The sequence below is a fragment of the Klebsiella sp. YJ genome, assembly GCF_002108615.1.
GTDB lineage: Bacteria > Pseudomonadota > Gammaproteobacteria > Enterobacterales > Enterobacteriaceae > Klebsiella > Klebsiella planticola.
This window is the reverse complement of sequence record NZ_MTEG01000001.1, coordinates 209,859-224,534: the sequence shown is the minus strand read 5'-3', so window position 1 is coordinate 224,534 and position 14,676 is coordinate 209,859. Positions and strand designations below refer to the sequence as shown.

16 protein-coding genes and 2 tRNA genes are annotated in these 14,676 nt (G+C 51.5%); 12 read left to right on the top strand and 6 right to left on the bottom strand.

The features are described from left to right. Positions 1-14: 14 nt before the first annotated feature. Genes BV390_RS01085 through BV390_RS01075 form a run of 3 tightly spaced genes read left to right on the top strand, consistent with a single transcriptional unit; the run spans position 15 to position 2,709 of the window. Positions 15-986 carry an ABC transporter permease gene (locus tag BV390_RS01085; RefSeq protein ID WP_032686872.1) on the top strand — a complete coding sequence of 324 codons (972 nt, stop codon included), beginning with the start codon at positions 15-17 and terminating at the stop codon, positions 984-986. Further along, a complete protein-coding gene (locus BV390_RS01080) occupies positions 986-1,843 on the top strand; it encodes a MurR/RpiR family transcriptional regulator (RefSeq protein ID WP_032686873.1) in 858 nt (285 codons plus the stop codon). The genes BV390_RS01085 and BV390_RS01080 overlap by 1 nt, the downstream gene beginning before the upstream one ends. Positions 1,844-1,845: 2 nt before the next feature. After that, positions 1,846-2,709, top strand: coding sequence for a ribokinase (locus tag BV390_RS01075; RefSeq protein ID WP_032699251.1), 864 nt, complete (start codon positions 1,846-1,848; stop codon positions 2,707-2,709). 117 nt (positions 2,710-2,826) lie between these two features. Here the strand turns inward: BV390_RS01075 and BV390_RS01070 are convergent. Together BV390_RS01070 and mtfA are read right to left on the bottom strand one after the other, a co-directional pair. Next, a tRNA-Asn gene (locus tag BV390_RS01070) sits at positions 2,827-2,902 on the bottom strand. Positions 2,903-3,002: 100 nt separating this feature from the next. Then, positions 3,003-3,803: a DgsA anti-repressor MtfA gene (gene mtfA, locus BV390_RS01065; protein WP_163920771.1), complete on the bottom strand. Its 801-nt coding sequence runs from the start codon at positions 3,801-3,803 to the stop codon at positions 3,003-3,005. Between the two features lie 87 nt (positions 3,804-3,890). Between mtfA and BV390_RS01060 the strand changes: the two genes are divergently transcribed. After that, a tRNA-Ser gene (locus tag BV390_RS01060) sits at positions 3,891-3,980 on the top strand. Between the two features lie 293 nt (positions 3,981-4,273). Here BV390_RS01060 and BV390_RS01055 read toward each other — a convergent pair. Next, positions 4,274-5,344, bottom strand: coding sequence for a porin (locus BV390_RS01055; protein ID WP_032695315.1), 1,071 nt, complete (start codon positions 5,342-5,344; stop codon positions 4,274-4,276). Between the two features lie 591 nt (positions 5,345-5,935). On the opposite strand from BV390_RS01055, the gene drpB reads away from it, so the two are divergent. The 4 genes from drpB to BV390_RS01035 are packed head-to-tail and all read left to right on the top strand — an operon-like array spanning position 5,936 to position 8,920. After that, complete coding sequence (gene drpB / locus BV390_RS01050; protein ID WP_032686876.1) at positions 5,936-6,217, top strand: cell division protein DrpB; 282 nt, start codon at positions 5,936-5,938, stop codon at positions 6,215-6,217. A gap of 42 nt (positions 6,218-6,259) precedes the next feature. Beyond that, positions 6,260-6,955, top strand: a complete 696-nt coding sequence (locus tag BV390_RS01045) for a phosphohydrolase (RefSeq protein ID WP_046852146.1) — start codon at positions 6,260-6,262, stop codon at positions 6,953-6,955. 56 nt (positions 6,956-7,011) lie between these two features. Further along, the gene (locus BV390_RS01040) at positions 7,012-8,445 is read left to right on the top strand and encodes a DNA cytosine methyltransferase (RefSeq protein WP_032699358.1); all 1,434 of its coding nucleotides are present in this window, start codon (positions 7,012-7,014) and stop codon (positions 8,443-8,445) included. A gap of 19 nt (positions 8,446-8,464) precedes the next feature. Continuing rightward, positions 8,465-8,920 (top strand): very short patch repair endonuclease, encoded by a 456-nt coding sequence (locus tag BV390_RS01035; protein WP_046852264.1) that lies wholly within the window; start codon positions 8,465-8,467, stop codon positions 8,918-8,920. Here BV390_RS01035 and yedA read toward each other — a convergent pair. Continuing rightward, on the bottom strand, positions 8,895-9,806 hold the full coding sequence (gene yedA / locus BV390_RS01030) for a drug/metabolite exporter YedA (protein WP_015583985.1): 912 nt from the start codon (positions 9,804-9,806) through the stop codon (positions 8,895-8,897). The genes BV390_RS01035 and yedA overlap by 26 nt on opposite strands. A 229-nt stretch (positions 9,807-10,035) precedes the next feature. On the opposite strand from yedA, the gene BV390_RS01025 reads away from it, so the two are divergent. The 3 genes from BV390_RS01025 (at position 10,036) to dgcQ (ending at position 12,984) form a co-directional block, all read left to right on the top strand. Continuing rightward, positions 10,036-10,947: a DUF808 domain-containing protein gene (locus tag BV390_RS01025; protein WP_032686879.1), complete on the top strand. Its 912-nt coding sequence runs from the start codon at positions 10,036-10,038 to the stop codon at positions 10,945-10,947. Between the two features lie 76 nt (positions 10,948-11,023). Beyond that, complete coding sequence (locus BV390_RS01020; protein ID WP_015583987.1) at positions 11,024-11,203, top strand: YodC family protein; 180 nt, start codon at positions 11,024-11,026, stop codon at positions 11,201-11,203. 107 nt (positions 11,204-11,310) lie between these two features. Continuing rightward, positions 11,311-12,984 carry a cellulose biosynthesis regulator diguanylate cyclase DgcQ gene (gene dgcQ, locus BV390_RS01015; RefSeq protein ID WP_032695310.1) on the top strand — a complete coding sequence of 558 codons (1,674 nt, stop codon included), beginning with the start codon at positions 11,311-11,313 and terminating at the stop codon, positions 12,982-12,984. A 289-nt stretch (positions 12,985-13,273) separates the two neighbouring features. Here dgcQ and yodD read toward each other — a convergent pair whose 3' ends face one another. Beyond that, entirely contained in the window at positions 13,274-13,501 is a 228-nt protein-coding gene (gene yodD / locus BV390_RS01010; RefSeq protein ID WP_032686881.1) for a YodD family peroxide/acid resistance protein, read from the bottom strand. A gap of 184 nt (positions 13,502-13,685) precedes the next feature. Between yodD and dsrB the strand changes: the two genes are divergently transcribed. Further along, the gene (dsrB, locus tag BV390_RS01005; RefSeq protein ID WP_046852147.1) at positions 13,686-13,874 is read left to right on the top strand and encodes a protein DsrB; all 189 of its coding nucleotides are present in this window, start codon (positions 13,686-13,688) and stop codon (positions 13,872-13,874) included. A 54-nt stretch (positions 13,875-13,928) separates the two neighbouring features. Here the strand turns inward: dsrB and rcsA are convergent, their stop codons facing one another. Continuing rightward, positions 13,929-14,552, bottom strand: coding sequence for a transcriptional regulator RcsA (rcsA, locus tag BV390_RS01000; protein WP_032699325.1), 624 nt, complete (start codon positions 14,550-14,552; stop codon positions 13,929-13,931). Positions 14,553-14,676: the final 124 nt, after the last annotated feature.

The following is a 14,676-nucleotide window of genomic DNA, read 5'->3' as shown; positions in this document are numbered from 1 at the left end:
GAAAGGCCATAATCATGATTTCACAAAGTAATTCCCGGCCAGAAAAGCTTCGTGCACTGCCGTTTAAATTTAACCTTCGCGATGCCGGAACCTTAATTGGTTTGCTTATTATCATTATTACGTTTTCTTTTTTATCACCGGTGTTTTTCACTATTCCTAATTTGTTGAATATTTTACAGCAATCATCCATTAACGCATTAATTGCGCTCGGGATGACCCTGGTCATTATCTCCGGAGGTATCGATCTTTCGGTGGGGCCGGCTGCAGCATTATCAGCGGTTTTAGGGGCAACCATGATGGTTGCCGGAGTCCCCGTGCCGTTGGCCATTCTGGCAACGCTGGGAATTGGGGCTATCTGCGGTGTCTTTAGCGGTTCGCTGGTGGCCTATGCCGGATTGCAACCCTTCATTGTTACCCTCGGGGGGCTGTCGCTGTTCCGTGCTATCGCACTGATTTATACCGGCGGCAATCCGGTATTTGGTATCCCGACGGAATTTCGTAGCCTGATTAACAGTGAAATTTTTGGCATTCCAACGCCTATCGTTATTGTTGCCGTTATTGCTTTGGTACTGTGGACCGTCATGAATAAAACGCCGTTAGGAGAATATATTCTGGCTGTCGGCGGCAATGAAGAAGCGGCTCGCGTTGCCGGCGTGCCGGTGAAAAGAACCAAAGTCACGGTATTTGTTATCTCAGGAACCCTGGCCTCTCTGGCCTCACTGATCTTGATTGGTCGGTTAGGTGCAGCGGAACCAACGATTGGCAATCTGTGGGAACTGGATGCCATTGCCGCGGCGGCTATTGGCGGCGCGTCTCTGATGGGAGGGAAAGGTAGCGTAGTAGGTACAATTATCGGCGCCATCATTCTTGGTGCGCTACGCAATGGCCTGACGTTACTTAATATCCAGGCTTTTTACCAATTGCTTGCGACTGGTCTTATTATTATCATAGCGATGTTGATTGACAGAGCGACCAGAGGCAAGTAATGAAGCAGGATCCACGAGCCATTGGTGCTCAAATACGTATGCGACTACCCCAGCTGACACCTTTAGAGCGACGTGTGGTTGAGGCTATCATCGCCCGAACTGATATTACTGAGCAAACTTCTCTAAAAGAAATTGCCCACGAGAATAATGTTTCAGAGGCGATGATTGTCAAAATAGCCAAGAAGCTTAACTTTTCAGGTTTTAGAAATTTCAGAACTGGTTTGATTTATTATAACCAATCTGAGGTGGCAAGTTTACACGCGGAAATTGAGCCTGATGATTCATCGGAACAACTGTTGTCAAAAGTATTCAGAACATCAATTCAGGCTATTGAAGAGACGATGTCTATTCTGGATATTGCAGAGTTCGACCGCGCTGCGGATATTATATTCAAGGCTCGACATATTGACTTATATGCTGTCGGTGGTTCCGCCACGGTAGCACGTGACTTATCCCACAAGCTTTTAAAAATTGGTATTAAGTCGACGGTATATGATGACGCCCATATTATGTTGATGTCCGCTGCGGTGCTATCTGACGACGATGCTGTACTTGCAATCAGTCACTCTGGCGCAACGCGTGCCGTTAACGATCCGGTAAAACTGGCGGCACGCAATGGTGCCAAAGTGATTGCGATTACGAATTATGCCGAATCGCCTATTGCGCGTAACGCGCATGTGGTACTCAATTCAACTTCTCAGGGATCGCATTTGTTAGGGGAAAACGCCGCGTCACGCATTGCTCAGCTCAATATTCTGGATGCATTGTTTGTGGCCATTGCCAAGAAAGATCTGAAGCAGGCGGAGAAGAATTTGATGAAAACCCAGCATGCGGTTCAGGACCTGCGGGAATATTAACCATGAGTAAAATTGTTGTAGCGGGGAGCCTTCATTACGACATTATGCTGGATGCGCACCATCGTCCGGAAAAAGGTGAAACGGTAATGGGCTCGGGCTGCACTTACAAATTTGGCGGTAAAGGGGGCAATCAAGCCATATCCGCTGCTCGTGCGGGAGGGAACGTCATTTTTATTGGTGCAGTAGGGGCTGATGCGCAAGGGGCGTTTCTTCTGCAGACGCTTTGTGATGCCGGAGTCAATATCGGATCGGTCGCCACAATAGATGAGATCCCTTCCGGGATGAGCGTGGCGATTTCTGATGTCGATGGTGATTATGGTGCGGTTGTCGTCTCAAATGCGAATCAGCATATTCCTGCAAAACTCTTTCAACAGGGTGACATCTGGCAAGATGCCGGAATGCTGGTTCTCCAGAACGAAGTTCCGGAAACGATAAATCTGTATGCGGCCATCGAAGCCAGCAAGCGGGGGATTCCTGTCTGTATCAATGCGGCGCCGGCCAGAGAACTGAGCCCGCAGCTGGAAAGCTGCATCACGTTGCTGGTGGTTAATGCTATAGAGGCACGTGATATGTGTGGAGTGACGGTGAACGACCTTTCCTCAGCCCTGGAAGCTGCGGAATTATTGGCTAAACGTTTCTCTCAGGTTGTTGTCACAGCCGGCGAACATGGTGTCGCGTTTTGTGAAGCGGGCATTGCGGGCTCGACTTTAGCCGCCAGGCGGATAACGCTGGTGAGTACTCATGGCGCTGGTGATTGTTTTATGGGGGTTTTATGCACCAGCCTGATGCATGGAGAGGTGCTTAGCGATGCGGTATTTCGGGCGAATGAAGCTGCCGCCCGCCATGTCTCTCAGCCCCGGGCATAAAGAAGTATTCCGTCATCCAGAGCCTCAGTATGGCAAAATTAGCAGCTGATTTTTCTTCAGAAGAAGAATGAAAAGCAAAAAGCCCGCTTAAGTTTCCTTAAGCGGGCTTCTTAAATATGGCTCCTCTGACTGGACTCGAACCAGTGACATACGGATTAACAGTCCGCCGTTCTACCGACTGAACTACAGAGGAATCGTGTGAACGAGGCGCATACTACTGGCCTGGCATTTTTGTGTCAACACTAAAATTAACTCACTGATTCAAATGGCTAAATTTAAATCAACTCGTTGTTTTAGTGCACAAGATGCCCGTCGTCTGTATCCAGCTGGCCATTCTCACGTAATCTTTGTAAGGGATCCTGACGATAGAAATGGCAAAAACGCTGCCAAAGCGCCGGAAAGCGCGGAGCAAACAGCTCTGGTGCGCTAAAGAAATATTCAGATAACACGGCAAAACATTCGGCCGGGTCGGTCGCCGCATAGGCGTCAATGCTGGCGGCGCTCTCCCCAACCAGATCGATCTCATCCTGAATGTTATTCATCGCCGCGTGGAGGTCGTGCTCCCAGCCAGCGACTTCGCGCAACGGAATCAGCGGCACGCCGCTGGCGCGATCGCCATTGCGGGTATCCAGCTTATGTGCAACTTCGTGCACGATAAGGTTGAAACCAGATGCATCGAAAGAGTCCTGAATATCCAGCCAGTTCAGGATAATTGGCCCTTGTTGCCAGCTCTGGCCGGATTGGACGACCCGTTGACTGTGGACCAGACCAATATCGTCTTCCCATTCATCGTCAACCACAAATGGGGCAGGGTAGATTAGCACCTCGTGGAAGCCATCCAGCCACTCAATGCCAAGCTCAAGAACCGGCAAACAGAACAGCATTGCAATGCGGGCGTTTTGCAGCGGAGTGAGTTCAAGCCCTTGCAGGGCAACCAGACGTTTTTGTTGCAGAAAGCGTGCCGCCATCTGCACCAGTTCCTGCTGTTCTTGTGCAGAAAGATTGGCTAAAACAGGAATGGCAAGCGCGTGTTCCCAGGGCATTTCTGCGTTGCCGGACTCTTCATCTACTTTCCAGGGCCATTTAAACATCATATTGCTCGCAAAGTCGTCACTTGAACATCATTAAAGAGACAGGAACTATTAAAGTGCCAAAGAACCTGGCATTATAGCAACCTCAGCGGAGAGATGCCGGAGCGGCTGAACGGACCGGTCTCGAAAACCGGAGTAGGGGCAACTCTACCGGGGGTTCAAATCCCCCTCTCTCCGCCACTATTCAAACACTTACGACAATTCCTTTCAACGACCCGCGTCACACACTTCTATTGTGTTGGTATAACCGAGCGTCGAATGTCCATCAATCATCATCCTCTGATTTCTCGTTGACGGGAAGAGCTCACCTCGATGATATCGGAATGCTTCCTGCGAGCGGAAGATTTCTGTCTTCATCACTATCGAGAAGAGAAGGGCGTTTACTGACGTTAAGGGAAGACGCGGCGGGCAGAGCAGAAGTCGAATCTGAAAAACAAAGCCCGCACACGGCGGGCTTTAAAGCGTAAATCGTATCAGAACTGATAGGTAATACCGACAGCAAACTGATCGTCTTCGGCGGCACCCGTGATGATGCTGTCTTTGTGATCGATCAGGTTAAATTTGTAAGCACTGTAGACATTGAAATTTTTGTTGAAGTAGTACCAGGTACCCAGTTCGATATAATTCATAATTTCAGCATCCTTGCCGCCGTTTGTGCCGAGATCTTTGCCTTGAGCATAGACATAGCCGAGAGAAGGGCGCAGACCGAAATCAAACTGGTACTGAACGACGGCCTCGATATTTTGCGTTTTGTTGGCGAAAACGCCGTTGGCCATTGGCGTCATGTTATGCGATTCGGCATACATCACCGCCGTGTAAATGCTATTGGCGTCATACTTCGCGGCTAAACTCCAGACTTCTGCGTTTTCACCTTTACGGTCTGCCGTCTGCTCGTCGGTACGGTCTGAATTACTGTAGGCGGCGGCAAAACCAAATCCATCGATACTGTAATCGACCGATGTGCTATAGCCGTCACCGTTAGCTTTTAAACGATCGCGGTTATTATTTTTACCCTGGTATTGCAGCCCGATATTCAGGCCGTCAACCAGGCCGAAAAAGTCGCTGTTACGGTAGGTGGCGATCCCGTTGGTACGACCCGTCATAAAGTTGTCGGTCGCCACCAGGCCATCGCCACCCCATTCGACCAGCATATCGGTGTAACCCGCCGCGTCATAAACCAGGCCATAGTTACGACCATAATCAAATGAGCCGTAGTTGGCGAATTTTAAACCGGCAAACGCCAGACGCGTAGCGCTACCCTGTTCGCCTTCTGGTTTATCCGCTTTGATGTTGTACTCAAACCGGCCATAGCCAGTCAGGTCACTGTTAATCTGGGTTTCACCTTTGACGCCGAAACGGGCGTAAGTGGTATCCCTGGAGTTGTTGTCACTGTTGTTGCGATCGGTGTCGGTGAAAATATGTTCACCTACCATTTTGCCGTAGAAATCGAGCTTGTTTCCGTTCTTATTGTAGATTTCTGCCGCATTAACTGCTCCGGCCAATAGTAATGGCGGAACCAGAAGTGCCAGTGTTTTTCTTTTCATTATATATTCCCTTTTAATCATCATTAATATGAATGGAGATGAGTATTGCAGAAAACAATTTCATACTATCGGTAAGGTTCACTTTTATTTAAAATAAAAATGTAAATAAGTTATATCCAATATTACAAAATGTTTCTATTTGAATTTTTATATTAAAAAGTTATCATTTTGGAATGATGTATTTTTGTTGTTTATTGTTCTCAATAACAATACGTTAAGTGTTTTTGTTGATATATTTATGTCACTGATTTTATTTCTATGAATTATGGCTGTTGTTTGAATGATTTGGGTGGATTATTTAACTCATGGGTAATAACACAGGCTGAAATACGCGTTCGGATTGATGCAGGTTTTGACGATGGAAAAATATCCCTCAGGTATCTTGCTATTATTCTCCGTCGCGGCTTTACGACGATGAACAATAAATCCTGAGATGCTGGCGCGAAAGCATCGCTATCTCGCGATGGTTAAACGCGGTTGTTCACGGGCGGAAGGTGCTGTTTCGTTATCTTTTTCACAGTATAATGTGACGCGCATCACTTTTTTTGGCCATGTGCTGCGGTTTCGTTGTCAGTTAAAGGAGAGGAGTTAATGGAGCAGAAAGCGAAACGAAGCCCGGGCGGGAAACTTGCCCTGTGGGTCTTTTATGCCTTTTGTGGTTACTTTCTGTGGGCAATGGCGCGCTACTGGTGGGTCGTTGGTAAAATTGAAAGTGTCCCCGGTGCAACAATTGACGGCGATCTGGGATCGACGTCAGGTAAGTGGCTTGGTGCTCTGCTCGGTTTTCTTGTGCTGAGCGTTGTCGGCGCCATCCTCGGGGCGATAGCCTGGTACACCCGCCCTGACCCCGGGATGCATGAACAACACGATTAAAGTTGCTATGCTCAACGCTGACCTTCTCTCAGAGGAACGTGTATGCAACAACTTGACTGGCAGCAACGCTTTGAAGCGTGGCTTGCGGGACATCTCACCGAGGGCGACTCGGCGCACGACATTTCGCACTTCCGGCGCGTGTGGGGAACCGCACAGCGGCTGGCTGAAGAGAGTCAAGTCGATCGTCTGGTCATTCTGACCGCCTGTTATTTTCATGACATTGTTAGCCTGCCGAAAAACCATCCCGAGCGCAGCCGCTCCTCGGTGATGGCGGCAGAAAAAACGCTGGCTATTCTCCAGTCGTCATTCCCGGACTTTCCGCGCGACCGCTATCCTGCCGTTTATCATGCGATTGAAGCGCACAGTTTCAGTGCCGGTATTTCCCCGCAAAGCGCAGAGGCGAAAATTGTCCAGGATGCCGATCGGCTGGAGGCACTCGGCGCAATTGGACTGGCCCGCGTCTTCGCGGTGTCCGGGGCACTGAACAACATCTTGTTTGATGCTGACGATCCCTTTGCTGACCGGCGTAAGCTGGATGACAAAAAATATGCGCTGGACCATTTCCAGTGCAAGCTGTTGCGATTACCCGAGACGATGCAAACGGACAAAGGCAAAGAGATGGCGCTACACAATGCGCGCTTCCTCGTGCAATTTATGGCCAAGCTTAGCGCTGAGCTTCGCGGCGACCCGCAGTCGGTCGATGAGGCGGTTTTAAGGCGCTTTGAGCCACTGGCCTGAAACTGCCCGCATGATTTATGGTAATCTCTGCAAAATTGTTCGGGCTGGTTGAGGGTATGCCGCAAAATTTATCGAAGGAAAAGAGCCTGTTGTTGCCACCGGAACATGCCGGGGAAGAGGCTCAGGCGCTGCTGCGCCAGCTGATGGCAATATACGATGTAAAAACGCTGGTGGCATTTCTGCTGGCCGTTGGCGATCGTCACTGGAGCCCGGCTATATTAAAACGCGTGGCGACGGTTGAGCGGGCAGCTAACCGTATAACGGCCAAAGAGTATGCCCGTCTGGCAACGCTGCTGCCGCCACCGCCGGCCCATCATCCCCATTATGCTTTCCGGTTCGTCGATTTGTTTGCCGGAATCGGCGGGATCCGCAGCGGCTTTGAGGCGATCCGCGGACAGTGTGTTTTCACCAGTGAATGGAATAAGCATGCGGTGCGCACCTACAAAGCCAACTGGTATTGTGACCCGAATCAGCACCGCTTTAACGAAGATATTCGTGATATTACCCTCAGCCATCGCCCGGATGTGAGCGATGAACAAGCCGCGCAGCATATTCGCGATACGATTCCTCCGCACGATGTTCTGCTCGCGGGCTTTCCCTGCCAGCCTTTTTCGCTGGCCGGAGTATCGAAGAAAAATGCGCTGGGCCGGGCCCACGGTTTCGCGTGTGAAACCCAGGGAACGCTGTTCTTTGATGTGGTCAGAATTATCGCTGCCCGCAGGCCTGCCATCTTTGTACTGGAGAACGTTAAAAACCTGAAAAGCCATGATAAAGGACGGACATTCCGCATTATCATGCAGACGCTGGATGAGCTGGGTTATGAAGTCTCCGATGCCGACCACAGCGGCGCAGACGATCCGAAAGTGATCGATGGACGTCATTTCTTACCCCAGCACCGCGAACGTATTGTGCTGGTGGGCTTCCGTCGCGATCTCCAGCTGCACGACGGTTTTACCCTGCGCGATATCTCAAAATTTTACCCGACCGCGCGCCCGACCTTTGGCGATCTGCTGGAACCGACGGTGGATGCTAAATTTATTCTGACGCCGGTGCTGTGGAAGTATCTGTATCACTATGCGCGCAAGCATCAGGCGCTGGGCAACGGGTTTGGTTACGGCCTGGTTGATCCACGCAATCCTCAGAGCGTGGCGCGCACGCTATCCGCGCGCTATTACAAAGACGGTGCCGAGATTCTGGTCGATCGCGGCTGGGATCGCCCGCTGGGCGAACAACACTTCGACGATACGCAAAATCAGCTTCGTCGTCCGCGTCGGCTGACGCCGCGCGAATGCGCACGGTTGATGGGGTTTGAAAGTCCGCAGGGCTATCGCTTCCGCATTCCGGTTTCCGATACCCAGGCCTATCGCCAGTTCGGTAATTCAGTCGTGGTGCCGGTGTTTGCGGCCGTCGCGAAATTACTTGCGCCGCGAATCGAGCAGGCCGTGGCGCAGCGTGAATCCGAGGATCAAGACGGTGGACGTCCACGATAAAAACACGCGCAGTAAAAACATGCGGGCGATTGGCCAGCGCGATACGGCAATCGAAAAACGGCTCGCCGCGCTGCTCGCTCAGGGCGGATTTACGTTTACTGTTCAGGATGCGACTTTGCCGGGGCGTCCCGATTTTGTCGTGGCAGAGTACCGCTGCGTGATTTTTACCCACGGCTGTTTCTGGCATCACCATCGTTGCTATCTGTTTAAAGTGCCCGCGACGCGCACGGAATTCTGGTTGGATAAAATCGGCAAGAACGTCGCGCGCGATAGCCGCGATATCCTGCGGTTGCAGGAGCGAGGGTGGCGGGTGCTGATCGTCTGGGAATGTGCGCTGCGCGGGCGATTAAAGCTGAGCGATGAGGCGTTGAGTGAGCGCCTGGAAGAGTGGATCTGCGGCGGTGGTGACCGCGCGCAGATCGACACTCTGGGCATTGGTGAGCTACAGCTTACTTCTCCACCTCACAAGGCGTAACTTCAGCTCGGGCGGGGAACAGGTATTTCCCCAGCGTGACCAGCACAACGGCAAAAATAATTACCCCCAGCGCCAGCCATTCGATGGACGAGAGGCTCTCTCCGGCAAATCCGGTCCCCAGCAGGACCGCCACCACGGGATTCACGTAAGCGTAGCTGGTGGCGACGGCGGGGGTGACGTTACGAATTAAATACATGTAGGCGTTAATGGCGATAAGAGAGCCAAAAATCGCCAGATAGGCAACGGCAAAAATACTTGACCACGACGGCATTTGGCTCAGGGTTTCGCCGGTCGCCCAGGAGGCGACCGCCAGGACGACTCCCGCGGCGAGCATTTCAATCGCACCGGCCATCATGCCTGTCGGAAGCTCAATCCGGGAACCGTAAACGGAACCAAATGCCCAGCTCATGGAACCGATAAGAATCAACAGCGCCCCCCACGGATTACCGCTCAGATTCCCGCCGCTGTTAAGCAGAATGATGCCCGCCAGACCGATGGCAATCCCCAGCCACTCAATCTTGCGGGTGGTGATACCAAAAAAACGGCTAAAGCAGAGCGTGAAGAGCGGCACTGTCGCCACCATGACCGCTGCAATGCCAGAAGGCACATGCTGGTGCTCGGCCAGGGTGACAAAACCATTTCCGACGGCCAGCAGCAGGATGCCGATCAGTGCCGCATTGAGCAGAGGTCGGAGCGGCGGAAGCGAGTGACCGGTTGCCAGCAGATAAGCGAGCAGTAGCCCGCCGGCGGAGAGAAAGCGGATACCGGCCATCATCAACGGGGGCCAGCTGGCAACACCAATGGCAATGGCAAAATAGGTCGATCCCCAGATGATATAAAGCGCAAACAGGGCTCCGATAAGGGGCAGAAGCTGGCGGGTAGACATACGTCCTCACGACGGTACAGAGATAGAAAGGAGACATATAGTAAACGTGAAAACTACTGCGCTGGCGAGTGCTTTAATTGATCGATAATTGTTAAATTTATATTGACTCTGTGCACCTCTGGGCGAAAAAGCACTTTTACCTCATACTTATGCGGACATGGCCGCTAAGCGTTCAGGCTGCAGCCGGAGCGCCTGGGGATTAACCCTCAATAAATGAAGGAATACAATTTTGGCAGGAAGTAGTCTTTTAACGCTGTTGGATGATATCGCCACCTTGCTGGACGATATTTCCATGATGGGGAAACTGGCAGCGAAAAAAACGGCCGGCGTGCTGGGAGACGATCTCTCTCTTAATGCCCAGCAGGTGACGGGCGTTAGGGCCAATCGTGAGCTCCCCGTTGTCTGGGGCGTTGCAAAGGGATCGTTCGTCAATAAAGTGATTTTAGTGCCGTTGGCCTTACTGATCAGCGCGTTTATTCCCTGGGCGATTACGCCATTGCTGATGCTGGGCGGCGCATTCCTGTGCTATGAAGGCGTTGAGAAAGTGCTGCACAGCCTGCAGGCGCGCAAACACAAGGAAGATCCGCAGGCCCGTCAGCAGCGTCTGGAGGCGCTGGCGCAGCAAGATCCGCTGGCATTTGAACGCGATAAAGTGAAAGGGGCGATACGCACAGACTTTATTCTGTCCGCTGAAATCGTGGCCATTACGCTGGGTATCGTGGCCGATGCGCCGCTGCTCAATCAGATTCTGATTCTCTCCGGGATTGCGATCCTGGTGACCGTTGGCGTGTACGGCCTGGTCGGGATTATCGTGAAGCTGGATGATATGGGCTACTGGCTGGTGAAGAAGAGCAGCGCGCTGGCGCGCTGGGTCGGTAACGGGTTACTGGCGGTTGCGCCGCGCCTGATGAAGCTTCTCTCCATCGTCGGGACACTGGCGATGTTTCTGGTCGGCGGCGGCATTATCGTACACGGCATCGCGCCCCTTCATCATGCGGTTGAACATTGGGCAGGGGAGCAGTCCGCCCTCATCGCCTCACTGCTGCCGACCGGCGTCAACCTGGTGCTAGGCTTTATCGTCGGCGCGGTGGTGCTGGCTGGCGTGAAGGTTATCACCGGGTTTCGCGCTACGGCGGAGTAAAATCTGCCGCTGATTATGCAAAATCGCTCAGCTTCGTCTATGGTGAAACAGTTTCTCCCAGATGACGGACTAAAAAATGGTATTGTTGGTCAGTGATGAAGTGAGGCGAAAGAGCGGAGGGCCGCGCATGGTTGTGACGGGCTTCGCCAGCGGAATGGTTGAATGTCGTTGGTATGACGGTTATGTCGTTAAACGCGAGGCGTTCCGTGAAGATGAGTTAGTTCGTGGGGAAGGGCAGCGACAGAAGAGTGCCTGACTCCTGTAGCGCCCGGCAAAAGCCGGGCGCTTTGTCGTTATACTGCTTATTTAACCAACAGGGAGCGTTGATGACGTTTGTTGCTTTGATGGTACTGCGAGAGAACAATGGATAAACCACAGTGGGTAAGAAAACTTCGCCGCGTTTCTAGCCCGGGACATGTGGTTAATTATTGTTTTGTCGCAGTACTTTTTGTTTCTACGCTCCTGATCTGGCGCGAAGTGATGGTGTTGGAAGGGGCCTACGTTACCAACCAGCGCAACAATCTTGAAAACGTCGCCCATGAAATGGACAGTCTGCTGCTGTTCAACATCGACAGAATGGTGTTTTTCCGCAACGGGATGCAGTCGGCGCTTGAAACGCCGCTGGATTTTGAGATTTTGCGTCATGCAGAGCAGGAATACATGAGCAAACGCCATGAACCTATCTGGTCCGTGGCGTTACATAACCGGCGTACTCTCCCGGTGTATGGCGTCTCCGATGACTTTGTCGACAGTCAGAGCGCGCTCTCGCGTAACGATGCCCTGACCGGTAATGAGCTGATGGCGGTTCTGGAGCTGGGCTATCTCCTGCGTCTGGTCAACGATAATCGTGGCTTTAACGAACGCATGCTGTACATTTCGCGCAGCGGTTTTTTTACCAGCACCGAATTGCCAAAGAGCGCGGTACAGGCCCAGACGCTCTATACCCATGCGATCGCCGCCTCGTGGTTTATCCGGCAATCGCAGCGGAACAATCCCGATCGCGGGGTTATCTGGCAGACCGTTTTCGATGAGCGCGCGCAAAACGATGATTCGGTGGTGACGGCCTCTATTCCCCTTGATTTCCGACATGACTGGCTCGGCGTGCTGTCGATGGATTTTTCGGTGCGAGAGATGAAAGCGTTTCTGGTCAGCGCCATTAAGGGAGGCCAGGAGGGGGAATACCAGCTGTATGACAGTCGGTTGAACCTGATAGCTTCCTCAGCGTCGGGGAATGTATTGAGCCTGTTGTCTGCCCGTGAACGGGCAATGCTTAGCTACGCGTTTTTGCATGAAAACCAGGGGGGGATTCGCTTATTAACGCGCTATATCAGCTGGCAGAAATTAAACAACTTTGATGGCATGCTGCTGAGAATCCATACGCTCCAGGAAGGCGTGCGCGGTGCTTTCGGGACCATTACTATCGCGCTGACGCTGATGTGGCTACTCTTTACGCTGATGCTGCTTATTTCCTGGCAGGTGATTTTGCGGATGGTGCGCAACATGAGTGTTCTGCAAAAGTCGCTGGAGTGGCAGGCCTGGCATGACGCGTTAACCCGCCTGTTGAATCGCGGCGCCTTATTTGAAAGGGCGATTGCCACCACCAGAATGTGCGAGCGGACAGGTCGGCCGATCTCGGTGATTCAGCTCGATCTCGATTACTTTAAGAAGGTGAATGACCAGCATGGACACCAGGCGGGTGACCGCGTGCTGTCGCTGGTTGCCAGTACCATTGCCAGCAACATCCGTGAAGGCGATCTGGCTGGACGTGTCGGCGGTGAAGAGTTTTGTGTTGTGATGCCTGACACCACCTTACAGATGGCGACAGCCATCGCCGAACGTATCCGCATCCGCATTTACAGCCGTGAAATTCTCCTCTGCAACGACACCAGTTTGCGGATCAGTGCTTCACTGGGGGTGAGCAGCAGCGATGATTCTGCCGGGTTTAATTTTGAGAACCTGCAGTCAACGGCCGATCACCGGCTCTACCTCGCCAAACAAAATGGACGCAACCAGGTCTGCTTTACCGATTTGCTGTAGTGCGTCGCTTTTGGGAAATGAGATTTATCTTAAAAAAACACCCGAGGTCAGTGAGCGATAGGGGGAAAAAGAACGCAATAAACCCTTGCGCCATCAGCATCCTGGGTGAGTGACAGAAAGTTCATCCCATTTCTCAATTATTTTCTTCATGAATAGCTCTTGTCATGCAAAATAATTGAGGATAATGTTTTCCCGCAACGGATATCCCGGTGTAACGAATTTTCAAGTGCTTCTTGCATTAGCAAGTTTCATCCCGACTCCTGCGAGTCGGGATTTTTTTCACCTGTACCTAGCGGTTGATCTCCGTGACGCTAAAGTCATGAATATCGAGTTCAAACGCTTCCGCTAGTTCGCACCAGGTGTGATAGTCGCGGCCATCAACGCTGACGTGATGCGGATCGTCCCGCGAACGCCGTATCTCGCTCTCGCTGATTTCATTAATCGCCGCCAGCAGGGCATCTACATCGACATTCACCCCGCGACTTCCCTCATATCCACTACCTTTGGCGGTTTTCATCATGGCTACCTCGCTTGGCTCAGATCGTGCCTGTTTAAGTATAGGCATAAAATCAGAGGATGGTCGCGCAGCATCAGGGGCAGCCGCAATGGCGGATGGTCTATAAAAACGCCACTCACCGGGCAGGGCGCTGCACAGCGGGCAGTTTTGTTCTACACTGGCTCAAAAATAGAGGAGATAAGTTATGCAGGTGAACGATCGTGTCACGGTGAAGACCGACGGTGGCCCACGTCGATCGGGTGTAGTTCTGGCAATAGAGTCGTTTAGTGAAGGGACAATGTATCTGGTTTCGCTGGAAGACTACCCGCTGGGGATCTGGTTTTTTAACGAAGCAGGGCATCCGGACGGGATCTTTGTTGAGAAAGAAGATTAGTTCGTGAGGCATCTGAACTGGCGGAGAGCACCGCCAGTTTTGCCTGCGCATGGTTCAGCGCAGGTTAACGTGTATTCCGCTGGTAATGTTTTCCGCCAGGCGCACGATATGGTAAATCACCTGTTTATTGTGAGTCTGAATTTTCTTTTTAATATTTCCTTTATGCGACGAAACCGTCTTCGCCTTGATGTTCATTTGGCTTGAAATCTGCGCCGTACCATAGCCCGCCATCCACATCTGCAACATATTCGATTCGGTACGACTTAGCGAAAGTGTCGGTATATTGATGCGGGCGCTGCTGTAATTATCGTATTTAAGACGATTACCCAGAATTTCATCAAGGTCTTTTGGTGTCAGCGATTTGGAACTAATAAGTAAATTCTTGCGCACCAGCAGATAGTGATCAAAATGAATGTTAGCTAACGACATGAAGATAACAAATAACGTCCCAGGGTGCTGGTTAATGATATGCCGGATAAGCTGATTGCTGTCCGGATGATGAATAAAGCAATCTTCATTGATAAATACCACTGCCGGATGCATGAATTCACAGGCTTCTTTCAGGCATTCCGCAGAATGTACTTCACTAATGTCACGCTTTTTTATTCCCCGGCTTGTCAGATACCCGGACAATCCCAGCCGGGTATAGCTACACAAATCCATGATAATCGTTGACATGACCCATCCTCAATCAACACGTAACGACAATTTATCCCTCGCCGACAAGTGCGATGAAATCCATTTAAGTGGGTAATAAAAACCCGGTTCAGCACAGGAACCATCAGAGAGTCTAAACTATTCC

Bases quoted from the DNA above. Each gene is read 5' to 3' on its own strand.
- BV390_RS01085 (WP_032686872.1), top strand. From the start codon at position 15: ATGATTTCACAAAGTAATTCCCGGCCAGAAAAGCTTCGTGCACTGCCG.
- BV390_RS01080 (WP_032686873.1), top strand. From the start codon at position 986: ATGAAGCAGGATCCACGAGCCATTGGTGCTCAAATACGTATGCGACTA.
- BV390_RS01075 (WP_032699251.1), top strand. From the start codon at position 1,846: ATGAGTAAAATTGTTGTAGCGGGGAGCCTTCATTACGACATTATGCTG.
- mtfA (WP_163920771.1), bottom strand. From the start codon at position 3,803: ATGATGTTTAAATGGCCCTGGAAAGTAGATGAAGAGTCCGGCAACGCA.
- BV390_RS01055 (WP_032695315.1), bottom strand. From the start codon at position 5,344: ATGAAAAGAAAAACACTGGCACTTCTGGTTCCGCCATTACTATTGGCC.
- drpB (WP_032686876.1), top strand. From the start codon at position 5,936: ATGGAGCAGAAAGCGAAACGAAGCCCGGGCGGGAAACTTGCCCTGTGG.
- BV390_RS01045 (WP_046852146.1), top strand. From the start codon at position 6,260: ATGCAACAACTTGACTGGCAGCAACGCTTTGAAGCGTGGCTTGCGGGA.
- BV390_RS01040 (WP_032699358.1), top strand. From the start codon at position 7,012: ATGCCGCAAAATTTATCGAAGGAAAAGAGCCTGTTGTTGCCACCGGAA.
- BV390_RS01035 (WP_046852264.1), top strand. From the start codon at position 8,465: ATGCGGGCGATTGGCCAGCGCGATACGGCAATCGAAAAACGGCTCGCC.
- yedA (WP_015583985.1), bottom strand. From the start codon at position 9,806: ATGTCTACCCGCCAGCTTCTGCCCCTTATCGGAGCCCTGTTTGCGCTT.
- BV390_RS01020 (WP_015583987.1), top strand. From the start codon at position 11,024: ATGGTATTGTTGGTCAGTGATGAAGTGAGGCGAAAGAGCGGAGGGCCG.
- dgcQ (WP_032695310.1), top strand. From the start codon at position 11,311: ATGGATAAACCACAGTGGGTAAGAAAACTTCGCCGCGTTTCTAGCCCG.
- yodD (WP_032686881.1), bottom strand. From the start codon at position 13,501: ATGAAAACCGCCAAAGGTAGTGGATATGAGGGAAGTCGCGGGGTGAAT.
- dsrB (WP_046852147.1), top strand. From the start codon at position 13,686: ATGCAGGTGAACGATCGTGTCACGGTGAAGACCGACGGTGGCCCACGT.
- rcsA (WP_032699325.1), bottom strand. From the start codon at position 14,552: ATGTCAACGATTATCATGGATTTGTGTAGCTATACCCGGCTGGGATTG.